Origin of the sequence: Streptomyces sp. NPDC092296, from assembly GCF_044755465.1 — a bacterium.
GTDB lineage: Bacteria > Actinomycetota > Actinomycetes > Streptomycetales > Streptomycetaceae > Peterkaempfera.
In genome coordinates, this window is sequence record NZ_JBIVRB010000005.1 from 45,787 (window position 1) to 63,715 (window position 17,929).

The 17,929-nt window shown below is 74.4% G+C and carries 14 protein-coding genes; 11 read left to right on the forward strand and 3 right to left on the reverse strand.

The genetic code is table 11. The annotated features are described in order from the left end of the window. Positions 1-165: 165 nt before the first annotated feature. Together ppdK and ACIQGZ_RS15195 are read left to right on the forward strand one after the other, a co-directional pair. Positions 166-2,880: a pyruvate, phosphate dikinase gene (gene ppdK, locus ACIQGZ_RS15190; RefSeq protein WP_402602054.1), complete on the forward strand. Its 2,715-nt coding sequence runs from the start codon at positions 166-168 to the stop codon at positions 2,878-2,880. Between the two features lie 161 nt (positions 2,881-3,041). Then, positions 3,042-3,581: a ribonuclease domain-containing protein gene (locus ACIQGZ_RS15195; protein WP_402602056.1), complete on the forward strand. Its 540-nt coding sequence runs from the start codon at positions 3,042-3,044 to the stop codon at positions 3,579-3,581. 31 nt (positions 3,582-3,612) lie between these two features. On the opposite strand, the gene ACIQGZ_RS15200 is transcribed toward ACIQGZ_RS15195, so the two are convergent. Next, positions 3,613-4,089 (reverse strand): nitroreductase family deazaflavin-dependent oxidoreductase, encoded by a 477-nt coding sequence (locus ACIQGZ_RS15200; RefSeq protein WP_402602058.1) that lies wholly within the window; start codon positions 4,087-4,089, stop codon positions 3,613-3,615. A 133-nt stretch (positions 4,090-4,222) separates the two neighbouring features. Between ACIQGZ_RS15200 and ACIQGZ_RS15205 the strand changes: the two genes are divergently transcribed. Further along, complete coding sequence (locus ACIQGZ_RS15205) at positions 4,223-4,948, forward strand: TetR/AcrR family transcriptional regulator (protein ID WP_402602059.1); 726 nt, start codon at positions 4,223-4,225, stop codon at positions 4,946-4,948. A gap of 10 nt (positions 4,949-4,958) precedes the next feature. Next, on the forward strand, positions 4,959-5,660 hold the full coding sequence (locus ACIQGZ_RS15210; protein ID WP_402602061.1) for an MOSC domain-containing protein: 702 nt from the start codon (positions 4,959-4,961) through the stop codon (positions 5,658-5,660). A gap of 28 nt (positions 5,661-5,688) precedes the next feature. Here ACIQGZ_RS15210 and ACIQGZ_RS15215 read toward each other — a convergent pair whose 3' ends face one another. Further along, the gene (locus ACIQGZ_RS15215) at positions 5,689-6,381 is read right to left on the reverse strand and encodes a GNAT family N-acetyltransferase (RefSeq protein WP_402602063.1); all 693 of its coding nucleotides are present in this window, start codon (positions 6,379-6,381) and stop codon (positions 5,689-5,691) included. 564 nt (positions 6,382-6,945) lie between these two features. Between ACIQGZ_RS15215 and ACIQGZ_RS15220 the strand changes: the two genes are divergently transcribed. After that, a complete protein-coding gene (locus tag ACIQGZ_RS15220; protein WP_402602065.1) occupies positions 6,946-7,878 on the forward strand; it encodes a PAC2 family protein in 933 nt (310 codons plus the stop codon). Between the two features lie 148 nt (positions 7,879-8,026). Beyond that, positions 8,027-9,013, forward strand: a complete 987-nt coding sequence (locus tag ACIQGZ_RS15225; protein WP_402602067.1) for an SGNH/GDSL hydrolase family protein — start codon at positions 8,027-8,029, stop codon at positions 9,011-9,013. A gap of 57 nt (positions 9,014-9,070) precedes the next feature. Here the strand turns inward: ACIQGZ_RS15225 and ACIQGZ_RS15230 are convergent, their stop codons facing one another. Next, on the reverse strand, positions 9,071-10,837 hold the full coding sequence (locus ACIQGZ_RS15230) for an ABC transporter ATP-binding protein (RefSeq protein WP_402602069.1): 1,767 nt from the start codon (positions 10,835-10,837) through the stop codon (positions 9,071-9,073). A 316-nt stretch (positions 10,838-11,153) separates the two neighbouring features. Between ACIQGZ_RS15230 and ACIQGZ_RS15235 the strand changes: the two genes are divergently transcribed. From ACIQGZ_RS15235 to ACIQGZ_RS15255, 5 genes are all read left to right on the forward strand, one after another. Beyond that, complete coding sequence (locus ACIQGZ_RS15235; protein ID WP_402602071.1) at positions 11,154-11,516, forward strand: hypothetical protein; 363 nt, start codon at positions 11,154-11,156, stop codon at positions 11,514-11,516. Between the two features lie 80 nt (positions 11,517-11,596). After that, the gene (locus tag ACIQGZ_RS15240; protein WP_402602073.1) at positions 11,597-12,913 is read left to right on the forward strand and encodes a deoxyguanosinetriphosphate triphosphohydrolase; all 1,317 of its coding nucleotides are present in this window, start codon (positions 11,597-11,599) and stop codon (positions 12,911-12,913) included. Positions 12,914-13,084: 171 nt separating this feature from the next. Next, positions 13,085-14,350 carry an NAD(P)/FAD-dependent oxidoreductase gene (locus ACIQGZ_RS15245; protein WP_402602373.1) on the forward strand — a complete coding sequence of 422 codons (1,266 nt, stop codon included), beginning with the start codon at positions 13,085-13,087 and terminating at the stop codon, positions 14,348-14,350. A gap of 159 nt (positions 14,351-14,509) precedes the next feature. Next, entirely contained in the window at positions 14,510-16,426 is a 1,917-nt protein-coding gene (gene dnaG, locus ACIQGZ_RS15250; protein WP_402602075.1) for a DNA primase, read from the forward strand. Positions 16,427-16,701: 275 nt separating this feature from the next. Continuing rightward, positions 16,702-17,928 (forward strand): RNA polymerase sigma factor, encoded by a 1,227-nt coding sequence (locus tag ACIQGZ_RS15255; RefSeq protein ID WP_402602077.1) that lies wholly within the window; start codon positions 16,702-16,704, stop codon positions 17,926-17,928. Position 17,929: the final 1 nt, after the last annotated feature.

Consider the following 17,929-nt stretch of genomic DNA (forward strand, 5'->3'; position numbering starts at 1 on the left):
ACGATTTCACAAACGCAGGCAGCAGGGCCCCGATGGCATCGATCCATCTGGTGGAGGCCGGTGTGGGGCCTCTGACGGCCTATCGGTGGCGCTGGGCTGCCTTCGAAATGGGTATGTTCTCCGCCGTCAGGGCAACCGTGCGACCCGTGCGCGAGGAGATCACCCGTGCCGAAATTCGTCTACTCCTTCACCGAGGGAAACAAGGACCTCAAAGACCTTCTCGGCGGCAAGGGAGCGAACCTCGCCGAGATGACCAACCTCGGACTGCCCGTCCCTCCGGGCTTCACCCTCACCACCGAGGCGTGCAAGGTCTACCTGGAGACCGGGAGCGAACCCGCCGGTCTGCGCGACGAGGTGAGTGCGCACCTCGATGCGCTGGAGCAGACCATGGGCAAGCGGCTGGGCCAGGCCGACGACCCGCTGCTGGTCTCCGTCCGCTCCGGGGCCAAGTTCTCCATGCCGGGCATGATGGACACCGTCCTCAACATCGGCCTCTCCGACGCCTCGGTGGCCGGGCTCGCCGCCCAGTCCGGCAATGAGCGCTTCGCCTGGGACTCCTACCGCCGCCTGGTCCAGATGTTCGGCAAGACGGTGCTGGGCGTGCCCGGCGACCGCTTCGAGGACGCGCTGGAGGACGCCAAGCACGCCAAGGGCAGCGCCGACGACCTCGACCTGGACGCGGAGGACCTGCGGCAGCTGGTCGACCGGTTCCAGGGCATCGTCCGGGAACAGACCGGCCGCGACTTCCCGCAGGACCCGCGCGAGCAGCTGGACCTCGCCGTCCGCGCCGTCTTCGAGTCCTGGAACAGCGACCGGGCCCGGCTCTACCGCCGCCAGGAGCGCATCCCCAACGACCTGGCCACCGCCGTCAACATCTGCACCATGGTCTTCGGCAACCTCGGCTCCGACTCGGGCACCGGGGTCGCCTTCACCCGCGACCCCTCCACCGGCGCCCAGGGCGTCTACGGCGACTACCTCCAGAACGCCCAGGGCGAGGACGTGGTGGCCGGCATCCGCAACACCGTGCCGCTGGCTGAGCTGGAGACGCTGGACAAGGCGTCGTACGACCAGCTGATGACCATCATGGAGACCCTGGAGAACCACTACCGGGACCTGTGCGACATCGAGTTCACCATCGAGCGCGGCAAGCTGTGGATGCTGCAGACCCGGGTCGGCAAGCGCACCGCCGCCGCCGCGTTCCGGATCGCCGTCCAACTGCTGGACCAGGGCCTGATCGACCAGGACGAGGCACTGCACCGGGTCAACGGCGCCCAGCTGGCCCAGCTGATGTTCCCGCGCTTCGCCGAGACCGCGACCGCCAAGGACGGCAAGGCCGAGCGGATCGCCTGGGGCATCGCCGCCTCGCCCGGCGCCGCCGTCGGCAAGGCCGTCTTCGACTCGTACACCGCCGTCAAGTGGTCCCGCTCCGGGGAGAAGGTCATCCTGGTCCGCCGGGAGACCAACCCGGACGACCTGGACGGCATGATCGCCGCCGAGGGCATCCTCACCTCCCGGGGCGGCAAGACCTCGCACGCCGCCGTGGTCGCCCGGGGCATGGGCAAGACCTGCGTCTGCGGCGCCGAGGAGCTGGAGGTCGACACCAAGAAGCGCCGCTTCGCCACCGCCGACGGGCGGATCGTGGAGGAGGGCGACCTGATCTCCATCGACGGCTCCACCGGCCGGGTCTACCTGGGCGAGGTCCCGGTGGTGCCGTCCCCGGTGGTGGAGTACTTCGAGGGGACCCTGCACGCCGGCGCCGACGTGCAGGGCGGCCTGGTGCAGGCGGTGCACCGGATCATGGCCCATGCCGACGTACGCCGCCGACTGCGGGTGCGCGCCAACGCGGACAACGCCGACGACGCCTCGCGCGCCCGCCGCTACGGCGCCCAGGGCATCGGGCTCTGCCGCACCGAGCACATGTTCCTCGGCGAGGGGCGCCGCAAGGAGGTCGAGCGGCTGATCCTGGCCGACACCGACGAGGAGCGCGAGACCGCGCTGCGCACCCTGCTGCCCTTGCAGCGCGCCGACTTCGTGGAGCTGTTCCAGGCCATGGACGGGCTGCCGGTCACCGTACGGCTGCTGGACCCGCCGCTGCACGAGTTCCTGCCCGACATCACCGAGCTGTCGGTGCGGGTCGCCCTGGCCGAGGCCCGCAAGGACCACAACGAGAACGACCTGCGGCTGCTCCAGGCCGTCCACCGGCTGCACGAGCAGAACCCGATGCTGGGCCTGCGCGGCGTACGGCTCGGCCTGGTGGTGCCCGGACTGTTCTCCATGCAGGTGCGGGCCATCGCGGAGGCGGCGGCGGAGCGCCGCCGGGCGGGCGGCGACCCCCGGCCGGAGATCATGATCCCGCTGGTGGGCACCGTCCAGGAGCTGGAGATCGTCCGGGAGGACGCGCTGCGGGTGCTGGCCGAGGTCGCCGCCGCCACCGGCGTCCAGTCGGACATCAAGCTCGGCACCATGATCGAGCTGCCCCGCGCCGCCATCACCGCCGGGCAGATCGCCGAGGCGGCGGAGTTCTTCTCCTTCGGCACCAACGACCTGACCCAGACGGTGTGGGGCTTCAGCCGGGACGACGTCGAGGCCAGCTTCTTCACCGCGTACCTGGAGAAGGGCATCTTCGGCGTCAGCCCGTTCGAGACCATCGACCGCGACGGCGTCGGCTCACTGGTCCAGCAGGCCGTGGCGGCGGGCCGGGCCACCCGGCCCGACCTCAAGCTCGGCGTCTGCGGCGAGCACGGCGGCGACCCGGAGTCGGTGCACTTCTTCCACCAGGTGGGGCTGGACTACGTCTCCTGCTCCCCGTTCCGCATCCCGGTGGCCCGGCTGGAGGCCGGCCGCGCCGCCGTCGAGACGGCGGGCAGCGACTCACGCTGACCCGCGCGGAACGTGCGGCGGAGCTCGGCGCAGGAGATGCCGCCGCACGGCAGCCCCGGGGCGGGACCGGACAATGGCGTCCGGTGCCGCCCCGGTGGCGTACCCCCGGAGTTGCACCCCCCGGGGTTGAGGCCGGGCGGCCGCTGCGCCATCCTGCTCCGGTGGACCTCGCCCCCGCCGCCCGCCGCACCATCGCCTGGCATGCCGTCGCCTGGCATGCCGTCACCTGGCATGTCGTCACTCGGCACGCCGTCACCTGGCACCGTGCCGCCGCTGCCGCCCTGCTCGCCGCCGTCGCCACCGGCTGCGCCGCCGACCCGGCGACGACCCACGCCGGGCCGGGCTCTCCCCGGCCGACCGGTGCGGTCCGGGCCTCGGGGGCCCCGGTGGCCACCGGGTGGCTGCCCGCCGACCCGGCGATGCCGGACGTCTGCCAGGCCCGGCTGCCCGCCCAGGCGCATGACACCCTGCTGCTGATCGGGGCCGGCGGCCCCTACCCGTACCGCGCCGACGACACGGTGTTCCAGAACCGCGAGCGGCGGTTGCCCCGTCGGAGCGGCGGCTACTACCACGAGTTCACGGTCCGCACCCCGGGCTCGGGCGACCGGGGCGCCCGGCGGATCATCGTCGGCCGGGGCGGCGAGGAGTACTGGACCGCTGACCACTACGGCAGCTTCAAGGAGATCGACTCCCGCTGCTGACCCACTCCGCCTGCTGATCGGCCCGCCCGGCTCAGGCGGGCAGCACCCGGAAGACCGGGTAGCCGGGCGCGATCCGCAGCAGCTCGGCGTCGGAGGCGTCGGGCCCGACGCCGTCGAAGAAGACCCCCACCTCCATCTTCCAGCGCTTGAGGTAGGCCCGCAGCACCGCCGGCTTGTCGGCGTCGGCCAGCTCCACCGCGCGGAACGCCTCGCTGCGGCGGCCGAGCCGCAGTTCGCCGCCGCCGGCCACCCGGATGTTGCGCACCCACTGGGTGTGGCCGCGCGGTGCGACCAGGTAGCGCTCGCCGTCGTGGCTGAGCAGATTGACCGGGGTGGTGCGCCACTCGCCGCTCTTGCGGCCGCGCACCGCCAGCACCCGGGAGCCCCAGACGCTGAGCCCGGTCCTGGTCACCGCCGCCACCAGCCGGTTGGTCAGTCCGTTGGCGAGGCGGCCGGCGGCGCTGGTGGGCGTGATGTAGCGGCGGACGGGCTGGGCGGTGTCGGCCATCTCGGGCTCCTCGGTCGATTGCGAGAGCGGTGCTCTCGCCTCCTGGTGACGACTGTTCCAGAGGTCACCGCTCCGAGTCAAGAGCACTGCTCTCCAACGTGTGCGGTGCTCCGCTCTCTGGCAGACTGACCGCATGGCCGCAACCCGTACCGCCCGCCAGCGGGCCCGTGAGGAGCTGACCCACGAGATCACCGAGGAGGCCCGCCGGCAGCTCGCGGCCGAGGGAGCGCAGCGGCTCTCGCTGCGCGCCGTGGCGCGCGAGCTGGGCATGGTCTCCTCGGCGCTCTACCGGTACTTCCCCAGCCGCGACGACCTGCTGACCGCGCTGATCATCGACGCGTACAACGCCCTGGGCGAGCGCGCCGAACAGGCCGCCGCCTCGGTGGCCGACCCGCGCGGCCAGTGGCTGGCGCTCTGCCACGCCGTACGCGACTGGGCACGTGAGCACCCCCATGAGTACGCCCTCGTCTACGGCACCCCGGTGCCCGGCTACCAGGCCCCCGAGAGCACGATCGCCCCCGCCGCCCGGGTCGCCGTCGTCCTGGTCGGGCTGCTCCGCGCCGCCCCCCTGACCCCCCGGCCCGCCCCCCGGCCACTGCCCCCCGTGCTCGCCGCGCAGCTCGGCGGCCTGGCCGAGCTGCTCGCACCCGGACTCGACCCGGCGCTGCTGGCCCGGGGGCTGACCGCCTGGACCCAGCTGTTCGGCATGGTCAGCTTTGAACTCTTCGGCCACCTGGTCGGCTCCGCCGACCCCGCCGACGCCTTCTTCACCCACACCGTCGAGGAGATGGCCGACTTCCTCGGGTTGCCGGCGCGCCCGTCCGGAAAACCCGGTGCGGGCCGCCCGCCCGGCTCCTAGGCTGCGCCGCATGGCCCACGTACGCTCCGTCAACCTGGCCCGTCCCCGCCCCAACCCGGCCAAGCCCGCCCTCGGCAGCACCGGCATCGACAAGCGCCCGGTGGCCCACCCGGTCGAGGTGCGGGCGCCCGGCCCCAAGCAGGGCGGCCTCGGCAGCGGGCTGGTCGGGGACCTGATCTGCGACACCCGCAACCACGGCGGCGACGACCAGGCCGTCTACGCGTACGCCCGCGAGACGCTGGACCGCTGGCAGCAGGAGCTGGGCCGCGAGCTGCCGGACGGCTGCTTCGGCGAGAACCTGACGACCACCGGCCTGGAGGTGGACGGCGCCCTGATCGGTGAGCGGTGGCGGATCGGCAGCCGGGTGCTGCTGGAGGTCGCGGTGCCGCGCATCCCCTGCTCCACCTTCGCCCACTGGCTGGACGAGCGGCGCTGGCTGCGCCGGTTCACCCTGGCGGCACTGCCCGGCGCCTATCTGCGGGTGGTCGAACCGGGCGAGATCCGGGCCGGCGACCCGGTGGTGGTGGAGTACCGGCCCGACCACGGGGTCACCGTGGCCGGGTGCTTCCGTGCCGTCACCACCGAGCCCGAGCTGCTGCCGGGGCTGCTGGCCGCCGAGCAGCTGCCGGAGGACGTCAAGGCGGTCGCCCGGCGGCGGACCGGCGTGGCGCCGTTCCCGCCGCCGGACGACAAGCAGGACGCGGCGGTCTGACCGCCGACCCGGCGGACCCGGGCCCGGCCTAGGCCGGGATCAGCGGCCGGGGGTGCTCGGGCGCGCTCGGCGCCGACGCGGCGGCGATCCGCAGCTCGATGATGTCCCGCACCGCCGGCCACTCCTCGGCCAGGATCGAGTAGAACGCCGTCCCCCGGACCTCGCCGTCCAGCCCCCGGGTGTGTGCCCGGCGCACACCCTCGCAGACCGCGCCCAGCCGCTCGATCGCGGCCCGGGAGCGCAGATTGCGGGCGTCGGCGCGCAGCGAGATCCGCCGCACCCCCCAGGTCTCGAAGGCGTGCCGCAGCATCAGCAGCTTGGCCTCCGTGTTGATACCGGTGCCCTGGGCGTGGGCGGCGAGCCAGGTCCCGCCGACCTCGGCGGCGTCGGGCACGGCGGTGGCCGGGTCGCCCAGCGGCCCGCGCGGGACGGGCGGCCAGACCACCGGGCCCTGCCAGTAGTCCAGCTCGGCGAACCGGGTGGCGCCGACCACCAGCCCGTCGCAGGCCCGGACGGTGGCGAACGGCAGCGCGCGGCCGGCCGCCTGGTCGGCCAGCGCCGCCGCGACATAGGCCCGGGTCGCGTCCAGCCCCTGCGGCACGGGCGTGAAGGCATAGGACGTACGGTCCGCGGCCGCGGCGGCGGCGAGGGCCGGGGCGTGCTGCTCGGTGAGCGGCTCCAGCCGCACGGTGCGGCCGGTGAGGGTGACGGGGACGGGCACGGGCCTTCGGTCCTTCGGCGCGATGAGGGCCCCTCCCGTGGCCGGGGAGGGGTGGGGCGGACGGGACGCCGCGCCGCTCGGGCCCGGTCCGGCACCGGCCTGGTGGACCGGAGCGGCGGGGCCCTGCGGAGTACGGCGCATGCCGGGGACGGGCGACGGATCGCAGGGTCCGGCCCGGCGGGGGAGGAGCACGGGGGACAGCGTGTGTCCACGAAATGGCCGAGGCGGGAGCGGGTGCGCGAAGGGAAGCAGGCGGCCAGGTGAAGGCAAGGTGCGAAGAGGGCTGTCCCCGGCCGACGATGCCGGGCAGCGAGAGGACGATACCTGGCGGCGGCCGTCGCGTCATCCCTCGGCGCGCCGACGGTGGCGCGCCGGATTGCGGCGGCTGCTCCCACGCTGCCATCCCCCGCGCCGACCAGCGGGTTTGCCGGAATCCTGTCCTCCGCCCACCGGGCGGCGGGGAGCGGGAATGCGGCGGCCTCCCGGCGCGCTGACAGACCCGAGAGGGGGTTCCCGCGCGCAGGCGCCGGGCACCCGGCCGGGACGGAAGGAATTGGGTGCGCGGTGCTTGATCCGGAGGCTCTGTACGACCTGGAGCGGGACGGCATGGAGGCGGTGGCGGCCGTGGCGGGCCGGACGCCCGGTCTCGTCCTGCTGTACCACCTGGAGGGCTTCATGGACGCCGGCGAGGTCGGCGGCCAGGTGGTGGCGGACCTGCTGGAGGACGGCGAGCCGCAGGTCGTGGCGCGGTTCGACCACGACCGGCTGGTGGACTACCGGGCCCGCCGCCCCACGATGACCTTCCGGCGCGACCACTGGTCGGCCTACCAGACGCCCGAGCTGCTGCTCCGTCTGCTGCGCGACGCGGCCGGCGCGCCGTTCCTGCTGCTCAGCGGCCCGGAGCCGGATGTCGAGTGGGAGCGCTTCGCGGCGGCGGTGCGCGGGCTGGCCGCCCGGTTCGGGGTGCGCCTCGCGGTGGACTTCCACGGCATCCCGATGGGCGTCCCGCACACCCGCCCGGTCGGGCTGACCCCGCACGGCAACCGGCTGGACCTGGCGGCCGAGCAGCCGCAGTGGCTCGACGAGGCGCAGGTGCCGGGCAGCGCCCAGGGGCTGCTGGAGTACCGGCTGGCCGAGGCCGGGTACGACGTGCTCGGCCTCGCGGCGCACGTCCCGCACTACGTCGCCCGGTCGGCCTACCCGGAGGCGGCGGTGGCGGTGCTGGAGGCGGTGCAGTCCGCGACCGGCCTGGTGCTGCCGGGGCGGCGGCTGCGCGAGCAGGTCGCGGAGGTCCGCGCCGACATCGACGCGCAGCTGGCCCAGGGCGACGGCGAGCTGCCGACGGTCATCCGGGGCCTGGAGAGCCAGTACGACGCCGTGGCGGGCGCGGACAGCCGGGAGAGCCTGCTCGCGGAGCAGACCGACCTGCCGTCCGCCGACGAGCTGGGGCGGCGTTTCGAGGAGTTCCTGGCCGAGCAGGAGCGCGGCGCCGACTGAGCCCGCGCCGTCGCCGTACGGCGCCCGCCGGGGAGTCCTCCGGCGGGCGCCGGCCGTTGTGCGGTCGTACGGTTCGGGGGACGGGCCGTGCCCGCAGCCCGCATCGGTCCCGGCCCTGGCCCCGGCCGGACGAACCCTGGGGAGAGCCTTGCCGACGAAGGACGCCCGCACCGGCGCCGCCGCCGTGCTCGCGGCCGCCGCGCTGCTGCTGACCGCCGCCTGCTCCGGCGGCGGGGCCGGTGGCGCCACCCCGGCGGCCGGCACGGCCGCGCCCGCCGCCGCGGCCGGCCCGTCGCCCCGGCCGCCGGCCGGCCCGTACGCGGCACTCGGTGACTCGTACACCTCCGGGCCGGACATCCCCCGGCAGCACGGCACCCCGGTCGGCTGCCGGCGCTCCAGCCGCGACTACCCGGCGCTGGTCGCCGCCGGTCTCGGCCTGGCGGCGGCCGACTTCCGCGATGTCAGCTGCACCGGCGCGACCATCGCCGACCTCGGCAAGGCGCAGTCCACCACGCAGGGCGTCAACCCCGCCCAGCTCTCCGCGCTGACCGCGCGGACCAGGCTGGTGACCCTGGGGATCGGCGGCAATGACGTGGGCTTCACCTCGGTGCTCACCCGCTGCGTCCAGGACGGCGTGCTGCTCAGCCTGGGGCTCGGTGACCAGCAGGGCGCCGCCGCGGGCGACGCGCCCTGCCAGGCGTACTGGACGTCCGGCGGGCGGGATGTGCTCCAGGAGCGGGTGGCGGCGACCGGGCGGCGGCTGGCGGCGGCGCTCACCGAGGTACGGCGGCGGGCGCCCCGGGCCAGGGTGTTCGTGGTGGGCTATCCGGCGCTGGTACCGGCCGGCGGCCCGAGCTGCACCGCCGCCCTGGGGCTGGCCGCCGGGGACGTCGCCTTTCTGCACCGTGCGGAGCAGCGGCTCAACGCCGAGCTGCGGCGGCGGGCCGAGGCGGCCGGAGCGCACTATGTCGACACCTGGTCCCCGTCGCTGAGCCATGACGCCTGCGCCGCCGCCACGGTGCGCTGGATCGAGCCACTGATGCCGACCGCCGCCGCCGCGCCCCTGCATCCCAATGAGCGCGGCGAGCGCGGCATGGCCGACGCGGTGCTGCGAGCGGTGCGCGCCCCGGCCTGACCCGGGGTCCGACCGCGTCGGCGGCGGGGCACCGTCAGAGCCGGTGGTGAGGGTGCGTCAGGCGCTCTGAGCGGCTTGCAGACCCGCGTAGGCGCCGCCGGTGCGCAGCAGCTGCTCATGGGTGCCGATCTCCGATATCCGCCCGTCGTGCATCACCACGATCCGGTCGGCGCTGCGGATGGTGGAGAGCCGGTGCGCCACCACGAAGACCGTCCGGCCGCGCACCAGCCGGGCCAGCGCCTGCTGCACCAGCGCCTCGGAGTGGGAGTCCAGCGCGGAGGTGGCCTCGTCCAGGATCAGCACCCGGGGGTCGCGGATCAGCGCGCGGGCGATGGCCAGCCGCTGCTTCTGCCCGCCCGACAGCCGGGCGCCGCGCTCGCCGCAGATGGTGCCGAGCCCGGCCGGCAGCCGCTCGATGAACTCCATCGCGTTGGCGTCCCGCAGGGCCCGCAACACCCGCTCCTCGGGGACGTCCGTCATGCCGTAGGTGACGTTCTCCCGGATGGTGCCCTCGAAGAGGATCGACTCCTGGGGCACCACCGACAGGAACCGCCGGTAGCTGCGCAGGTCCAGCTGCTCCATGTCGGAGCCGTCCAGCAGGATGCGGCCCTCGGTGGGCCGCAGGAAGCCGGTGACCAGGTTGAGCGCGGTGGACTTGCCGGCCCCCGACGCGCCGACCAGGGCGATGGTCTCGCCGGGCCGTACCGAGAGGGTGAAGTCCCGCACCGAGTGGCTGTCGGCCTCCTCGTAGGTGTAGCCGACGCTCTGGAAGTCGATCCGGCCGTGGACGGCGGTGACCTCGGTCTTGCCGGCGTTCAGCTCCAGGTCGGGGGCCTGGAGCACCTCGCCCGCCGAGCGGACCGACTCCAGGCCCTTGCTGATCACCGGGGTGAGCCCCATCAGGGTGGTGACGGCGGCGGTGAGCGAGGAGAAGTACGCGCTCAGCATCACCACATCGCCGGGGGTCACATTCAGCCAGCCGTAGTACGCGGCCAGCGCCGACCCGGCCAGGCAGCCCACGCCCAGCGCGTTGAGCATGATCCAGGCGAGCGCGCCGAACCGCCCGTTGAGCCGGTCCAGCCGCAGACCCGCCGTCAGCACCTGCCGCAGCGTGCCGTCCACCCGGCGCAGCGCGGTGTGCTCCAGGCCGTGTGCCCGGGTGATGGGGATCAGGGTGGTCATCTCGCTCACCCGGGAGGAGAGCTGCTCCACCTCCTGGCGGAACGACTCGTTGTACGCCCGCAGCCGGCCGCGCAGCCAGACCACCAGCATCGAGGCGGCGGGCACCACCACCAGGAACACCGGCAGGAAGGCGGGCGCCCGGACGGCGATCACCACCAGCGCGCCCAGCAGCGTCGCCAGCGCCGACAGGCCCAGGTCACCGGTCTGCTGGAAGGCCTGCTCGATGCTCTCCACATCGCGGACGACCTTGGTCTGCAGCACTCCGGCGCTGACCCGCGAGTGGTAGCCGATGGAGAGCTGCTGCATCTGGTGGCAGAGCGCCGAGCGCATCCGGGTGCCCATCCGGCGGGCGCTGCCGTACCAGCAGCGGATGTAGACCAGGTGGAACGGGTAGTTGAGCACCAGCAGCACCAGCAGCAGACCGGCGCTCAGCCACAGGCTGCTGATCGGCCGGTGCTGGACCACCACGTCGATGACATTGGCGGTGATCAGCGGGGTGAGCCAGGTCGGGCTGTGCTTCACCAGGAACGCGAGCGCGGCCAGCGCCAGCCGGCCGCGGTCCTCGTGGAAGAGGTAGGCGAGGGTGCGGACGGGGTGCTCGCCGCGATAGCGGTGGTCCAGAGGTCCCTGAGGCAGCGCCATGTCGGGAGGTCTCCTGTGGGGGTGCGGTCGGGCGGCGGTGGCGCCGTGCGGGGTCTCCCTATCTTCGCAGAGTCGAACTGCTGATCGCAGCCGGGTTTCCGCCCGTCAACGGCCCGCGTCACCCGGCGTATGCGCTGCCCAGCCGTGATTCACCGGATCGGGTGAACCGGCGCCGATCGGCGGCCCCGGTCGGCGCAGCGCCGTACTGTCACCGGCAACAACCCGGCGCCGGCCGTGTCCAGACGGACGCGGGCGGCCGACTCCGGCCGCTCTCGGCCGGGCGCCGGACGGACGGGCCCTGGCGGGCCGTGAGGCGGTGATCGTGGTGAGTGGCGGCGTCCTGGTGCGTGGTCGCGGAGTCCGGGAGGACGGCGGGAGCGCGGCGCCCGTGGTGGAGCAGCCGTGGTGGGAGGTGCCGCAGGCCGCGCCCCGGCCGGCGTCGGGCGGGGGCGTCGAGCAGTTGCTGACCGGGCTGCTGGCCAGTGAGGCCCACACCCGGGTCTGGTCCGAGATGTGCCGCCCGGTACTGTCCGAGGAGGAGATCGAGCAGCGGGTGACCGCCCGGCTGCTGCGAGAGCAGCGGCTGCCCGAGCGGGCGCCGCTGCTGCTGGCGGCCTGGACGGCACCGGCGGCCGACGCCACGGCGGACCACGGCTGCCCCGGCAGGCGCCGCCGCTGAGCCGGCCCGGCCCCGGGTGGGCGTCGAAGCGCGCGGCGCGGCGGCGGTGTGTCGGCGGCCGGGCGTACCGTTGCCGGGATATGGACGACACCGATCAGGCCCCCGACCGACCCGTCGTCAGCGGCCCCGCCGGGTATGAGCCCGCCGCCGAGGCCCGCTGGGTGCCGGAGCCGGACAAGCGCCCCGGCCGGACCGCCTTCCAGCGCGACCGGGCCCGGGTGCTGCACTCCGCCGCGCTGCGACGCCTCGCCGGGACGACGCAGGTGGTGGCGCCGATGCTCAGCGACTTCCCGCGCACCCGGCTCACCCACTCGCTGGAGTGCGCCCAGGTCGGCCGGGAGCTGGGCGCGGCACTGGGCTGCGACCCCGACCTGGTGGAGGCCGCCTGCCTGGCCCATGACCTCGGCCACCCGCCGTTCGGCCACACCGGGGAGGCGGCGCTCGACCGGGCCGCGGCGGCCTGCGGCGGCTTCGAGGGCAATGCCCAGTCGCTGCGCATCCTCACCCGGCTGGAGCCCAAGCGGTTCGCCCCGCCGGAGGAGGCCCCGGTCAGGCTCGCCCCCCGGCCGGGCCGCAGCGTGGGGCTCAACCTCACCCGGGCCGCGCTGGACGCCGCCACCAAGTACCCCTGGGCGCGCGGTGAGCACCCCACCGAGCCGCAGTCGGCCAAGTACGGCGTCTACGCGGAGGACCTGGCCGTCTTCCGCTGGCTGCGGGCCGCGGCGCCGCCCGGCCGCCGCTGCTTCGAGGCCACCGTGATGGACTGGTCCGACGACGTCGCGTACTCGGTCCATGACGTCGAGGACGGCCTGCACGCCGGCCATGTCGCCCCCGCCGCGCTGACCAGCCCCGCCGAGCGGGCCGAGCTGTTCCACGTCGCGGCCCACTACGCACCGGGCACGGCGGCCGAGGAGTTCGCCGAGGCGCTGGACCGGCTCCAGGCCGAGGAGTGGTGGCCCCGGACGTACGACGGGTCGGCCCGCGACCGGGCCCGGCTCAAGGACACCACCAGCCAGCTGATCGGCCGCTTCTGCCTGGCCGCCGAGCGGGCCACCCGCGAGCGCCACGGCCCGGGTCGGCTCACCCGCTACGGCGCCGAGCTGGTGGTCCCGCGCGCCACCCGGCTGGAGTGCGCGGTGCTCAAGGCCGTCGCCGTCCGCTATGTGATGCAGCGCGCCGAGCAGGCCGAGCTGCGCGCCCGGCAGCGGATCGTCATCGCGGAGCTGGCCGAGGCGCTGGTCCGTGACGCGCCGCACGGCCTCGACCCGGTCTTCCGGGCCGTGTTCGAGGAGGCCGAGGACGACCGCGCCCGGCTGCGCGCGGTGGTGGACCAGATCGCCTCGCTCACCGACACCTCCGCACTGGCCCTGCACCGCAGGCTGGTGGCGGAGCGGTGAGGAGCGCGGCCCCACCGGTACGGCGCTCTTCACTTGCACGGGCACATGCGGGACGCTCGACCGCATCGGAGGGCCCCGTCGGGCCGGACTGCCACCCCGCGCGGGACGTAGTCTGGCACTCACGGTGGGTGACCGCACTCCGCCGGCACGGTGGAACAGGAGAGAGCCAACGTGGTGGACAGCGACGAGATCCATGTCATCGTGGGCGCCGGACTCGCCGGGGCCAAGGCCGCCGAGACACTGCGCGCCGAGGGCTTCACCGGGCGGGTGATACTGCTCGGCGACGAGCGCGAGAAGCCGTATGAGCGACCGGGTCTGTCCAAGGGCTTCCTGACCGGAGCCGAGGAGCGGGACGGGCTGCTGGTCCATGACGCCGCCTGGTACGCCGCGCACGAGGTCGAGCTGCACCTCGGCCAGCCGGTGACCGCGCTGGACCGGGCCGCCAAGCAGGTGCGCCTGGGCGACGGCAGCACCCTCCGGTACGAGAAGCTGCTGCTCGCCACCGGCGCCTCGCCGCGCCCGCTCCAGGTGCCCGGCGCCGACCTCGCCGGGGTGCACTACCTGCGCCGACTGCCGCACGCCGAGCGGCTGCGCGCCGTACTGAAGACCCTCGGCCGGGAGAACGGCCGACTGCTGATCGTCGGCGCCGGCTGGACCGGCCTGGAGGTCGCGTCGGCCGCTCGCGGCTACGGCGCCGAGGTGACCGTCGTGGAGCCGCAGCCCACCCCGCTGCACGCGGCGCTCGGCCCCGAGCTGGGCGGCTTCTTCGCCGACCTGCACCGCAGCCACGGCGTGGACCTCCAGCTGGGCACCTCGGTCACCGAAGTGATCGGCCAGGACGGCATGGTGCTGGCCGCGCTCACCGACAGCGGCGAGGAGCTGCCCGCGCACGCCGTGCTGGTCGGCATCGGCGCCGCCCCCGAGATCGCCCTCGCCCGGTCCGCCGGGCTGGCCATCGCACCCCCCGAGGAGGGCGGCGGCATCGCCGTCGACGCCTCGCTGCGCACCTCCGACCCCGATGTCTTCGCCGCCGGTGACGTCGCCTCCGCCGAGCACCCCCTGCTGGGCCGTCGGCTGCGGGTCGAGCACTGGGCCAATGCGCTCAACGGGGGCCCGGCCGCCGCCCGCGCGATGCTGGGCCGACCGGTCAGCTACGACCGGGTGCCGTACTTCTTCAGCGACCAGTACGACCTGGGCATGGAGTACTCCGGCGTGGCCGCGCCGGGGGAGTACAGCCAGGTGGTGATCCGGGGCGACGCGGGCAAGCGGGAGTTCATCGCCTTCTGGCTGGACGAGCGGAGCCGGGTGTTGGCGGGGATGAACGTCAACGTCTGGGACGTCACCGACCCGATCCAGCAGCTGGTGCGCTCCCGCCGACCGGTCGACGTCGAACGGCTGTCCGACCCCACCGTCCCGCTGGAGTCGCTGCTCGGCTGACCGCCCCCACACCGGCCGAGCCCCCCGTCGGCCGAACAGCTACGCCGGCTGGCCGGCTACGGCAGTCAGGCAGCTACGGCAGTCGGGCAGCTACGGCAGTCGGGCAGCCACGGCGGCCGGGCGGCGGGGCGGTCCGGCCGGCGGCCGTAGACTTCCAGCGTGGCAGGCAGGATCAAGGACGAGGACGTGCAGGCGGTGCGCAGCGCGCTGCCCATCGACGCGGTCGTCTCCGACTACGTCCAGCTGGTCAACGGCGGCGGCGCGCAGCTCAAGGGCGTCTGCCCGTTCCACGACGAGAAGTCGGCGTCCTTCTACGTCAACCCCAGCAAGGGCGTGTACCACTGCTTCGGCTGCGGGGTGGGCGGGGACACCCTGGACTTCGTGATGAAGGTCGAGCACCTCACCTTCACCGAGGCCGTCGAGCGGCTCGCCTCCCAGGCCGGGATCACCCTGCGGTACGAGGAGGGCGGCTACACCCCCGGTCGGCAGAAGGGCGAGCGCACCCGGCTGGTCGAGGCGCACAAGGTGGCGGCGGCCTGGTTCAGCGAGCAGCTGGCGAGCCCGGAGGCCGAGATCGGCCGCCGCTTCCTGGCCGAGCGGGGCTTCGACGCGGCCGCCGCCAAGCACTTCGGGGTGGGCTACGCCCCGGCGGGCTGGGAGCACCTGGTGCGCTACCTGCGCGGAAAGGGCTTCGCGGACCGGGAGATCCTCTCCGGCGGCCTGGCCTCGCAGGGGCAGCGCGGCGGCCTGATCGACCGCTTCCGGGGCCGGCTGGTCTGGCCGATCCGGGACATCACCGGCGAGGTCGTCGGCTTCGGCGCCCGGCGGCTGCGCGAGGACGACAACGGCCCCAAGTACCTCAACACCCCCGAGACCGCGATCTACAAGAAGTCGCACGTCCTCTACGGCATCGACCTGGCCAAGAAGGACATCGCCAAGTCCGGCCGCGCCGTGGTGGTCGAGGGCTACACCGATGTGATGGCCTGCCACCTCGCCGGGGTGACCACGGCCGTCGCCACCTGCGGCACCGCCTTCGCCGAGGACCACATCAAGATCATCCGGCGGCTGCTGATGGACACCTCCGCCTACCGGGGCGAGACCGTCTTCACCTTCGACGGCGACGCGGCCGGGCAGAAGGCGGCGCTGCGCGCCTTCGAGGACGACCAGAAGTTCGCCGCCCGTACCTCGATCGCGGTCAGCCCCGGCGGGATGGACCCCTGTGAGCTGCGGTTGGCCGAGGGTGACGCGGCCGTCCGGGCGCTGGTGGACAACCCGGTGCCGCTGTTCGAGTTCGCCATCCGCAGCACCGTGGCCCGGCACCGGGTGGAGACCGCCGAGGGCCGGGCGGCGGCGCTGGAGGAGGCCGCGCCGATCGTCGCCCGGATCAAGGACCGCTCCATCCAGCACCAGTACGCGGTGCAGCTCGGCGGGATGCTGGGCATCCTGGACGAGCAGTTCGTGGTCCGCCGGATCGGCCAGATCGCCCGCTGGCAGCGCGAACACGAGCAGGACCGGGGCGCGGGCGGACCGGCCGCACGCCGTGGCGAGCAGAGCGCTCCGGCGCCCGCGCCGGCCCGCCCGGTCGCGCCCCGGCTCAACCCGCGCGACCCGGCGCAGTTCGTGGAGCGCGAGCTGCTGAAGCTCGCCCTGCAGCACCCGGCGCTGGTCAGCCCGGCCTTCGACAACTTCGGCGAGGACGAGTTCCCCACCGCGCCGTACACCGCCGTCCGCCGCGCCATCACCAAGGCCGGCGGGGCCGCGTACGGCGCCGAGCTGCCCGACTTCGCCGCCCTGGTGCGCGAGGCCGCCCCGGACGACGGCGTCCGCAGCCTGATCACCGAGCTGACGGTGGAGCCCATTCGCACCCGCCGCGCCCCCGACGCGCTCTACGCCGGGGAGTTCCTGGTGAAGCTGCGGCTGCGGGCCGTCGACGCCCGGGTGGGCGAGGTGCGCGCCCACCTCCAGCGGCTGGGGAACCGGGCGGACCCGGCGGAGCTGGGCGCCGTCCAGCAGGAGCTGTGGGCGCTGGAGCAGTACCGCAACAGCCTGAAGACCAGGGGCGCGGCCGCGTTGTGACGCGCCGGGGTGCGCACCGGCCCGGCAAAAAAGCTCCGCACGAGTATCGGTCAAGGCCAGCGGCATACCTCACACTGGAAGCGGTGCCTCATTCATCGCAGCGCGGGACGGCTGCGGACGCCGGCGTCCCGCTCACGGCCTCCCGGGCGGCGGGCGGCGCCGTACCCGCCGCATCGGACCAGCGCGCCCAGATCCCCGGCCATGGGGCACCCGGCCGGGGGACGCCCGGACCCTCAGCGCCCCACGGGCCGCCCTCCGCGCAGGAAGGGAACGATGTGGACCTCGCCGCCCCGACCCGCTCCGGCCACCCGGCCACGCCCGGGGACGACCCCTCGGACGACCCGGCGGGCCCCAGCGAGGACGAGCTGGCCGCTGCCGCCGCGCAGGAGCCGGAGCCGCTGGAGGTACTGGAGGAGCCCCCCGAACCGGCCGACCCGCCCGATGAGCCGGACCAGCCTGATGAGCCGGACCCGCCCGATGAGCCGGACGAACCCGGCGAGCCCGATGAACCCGACGAGCCCGACGAGCCCGACGACGAAGCCGACGAGCCCGGCCCGCGCGCCCGCCCCGGCGAGGACACCGCAGGCCCCTCCGCCGACCTGTTCCGCCAGTACCTGCGGGAGATCGGCCGCATCCCGCTGCTCACCGCCGCCGAGGAGGTCGAGCTGGCCCGCCAGGTCGAAGCCGGCCTCTTCGCCGAGCAGTACCTCGACCACCGCCTGGCCGGCGGCGCCGACGACCGCTACGCCGACGACCTGGACCATCTGGTGGTCCTCGGCCGGATCGCCAAGCGCCGCCTGATCGAGGCCAACCTGCGGCTGGTCGTCTCGGTCGCCAAGCGGTACGTCGGCCGCGGCCTGACCATGCTGGACCTGGTCCAGGAGGGCAATCTCGGCCTGATCCGCGCGGTGGAGAAGTTCGACTACGCCCGTGGCTACAAGTTCTCCACCTACGCCACCTGGTGGATCCGGCAGGCGATGAGCCGCGCCCTGGCCGACCAGGCGCGCACCATCCGGGTCCCGGTGCACATGGTGGAGCTGATCAACCGCGTGGTCCGGGTGCAGCGCGGGCTGCTCCAGCAGCGCGGCGAGGAGCCCAGCGTGGCCGATGTCGCCCGGGTGCTGGAGCTGCCCGAGGAGCGGGTCACCGAGGTGCTGCGGCTCGCCCAGGAACCGGTCTCGCTGCACACCCCGGTCGGCGGCGAGGACGAGGTGGCCCTGGGCGACCTGATCGAGGACGCCGACGCTGCCTCCCCGGTCGAGTCGGCCGCGTTCATCCTGCTGCGCGAGCATCTGGACGCGGTGCTCTCCACCCTGGGCGAGCGCGAACGCAAGGTCGTACAGCTGCGCTACGGCCTGGCGGACGGCCGCCCGCGCACCCTGGAGGAGATCGGCCGGATGTTCGGGGTGACCCGGGAGCGCATCCGGCAGATCGAGTCCAAGACCCTCCGCAAGCTCCGCGAGCACGCCCTTGCCGACCAGCTGCGCGGCTACCTCGACTGAC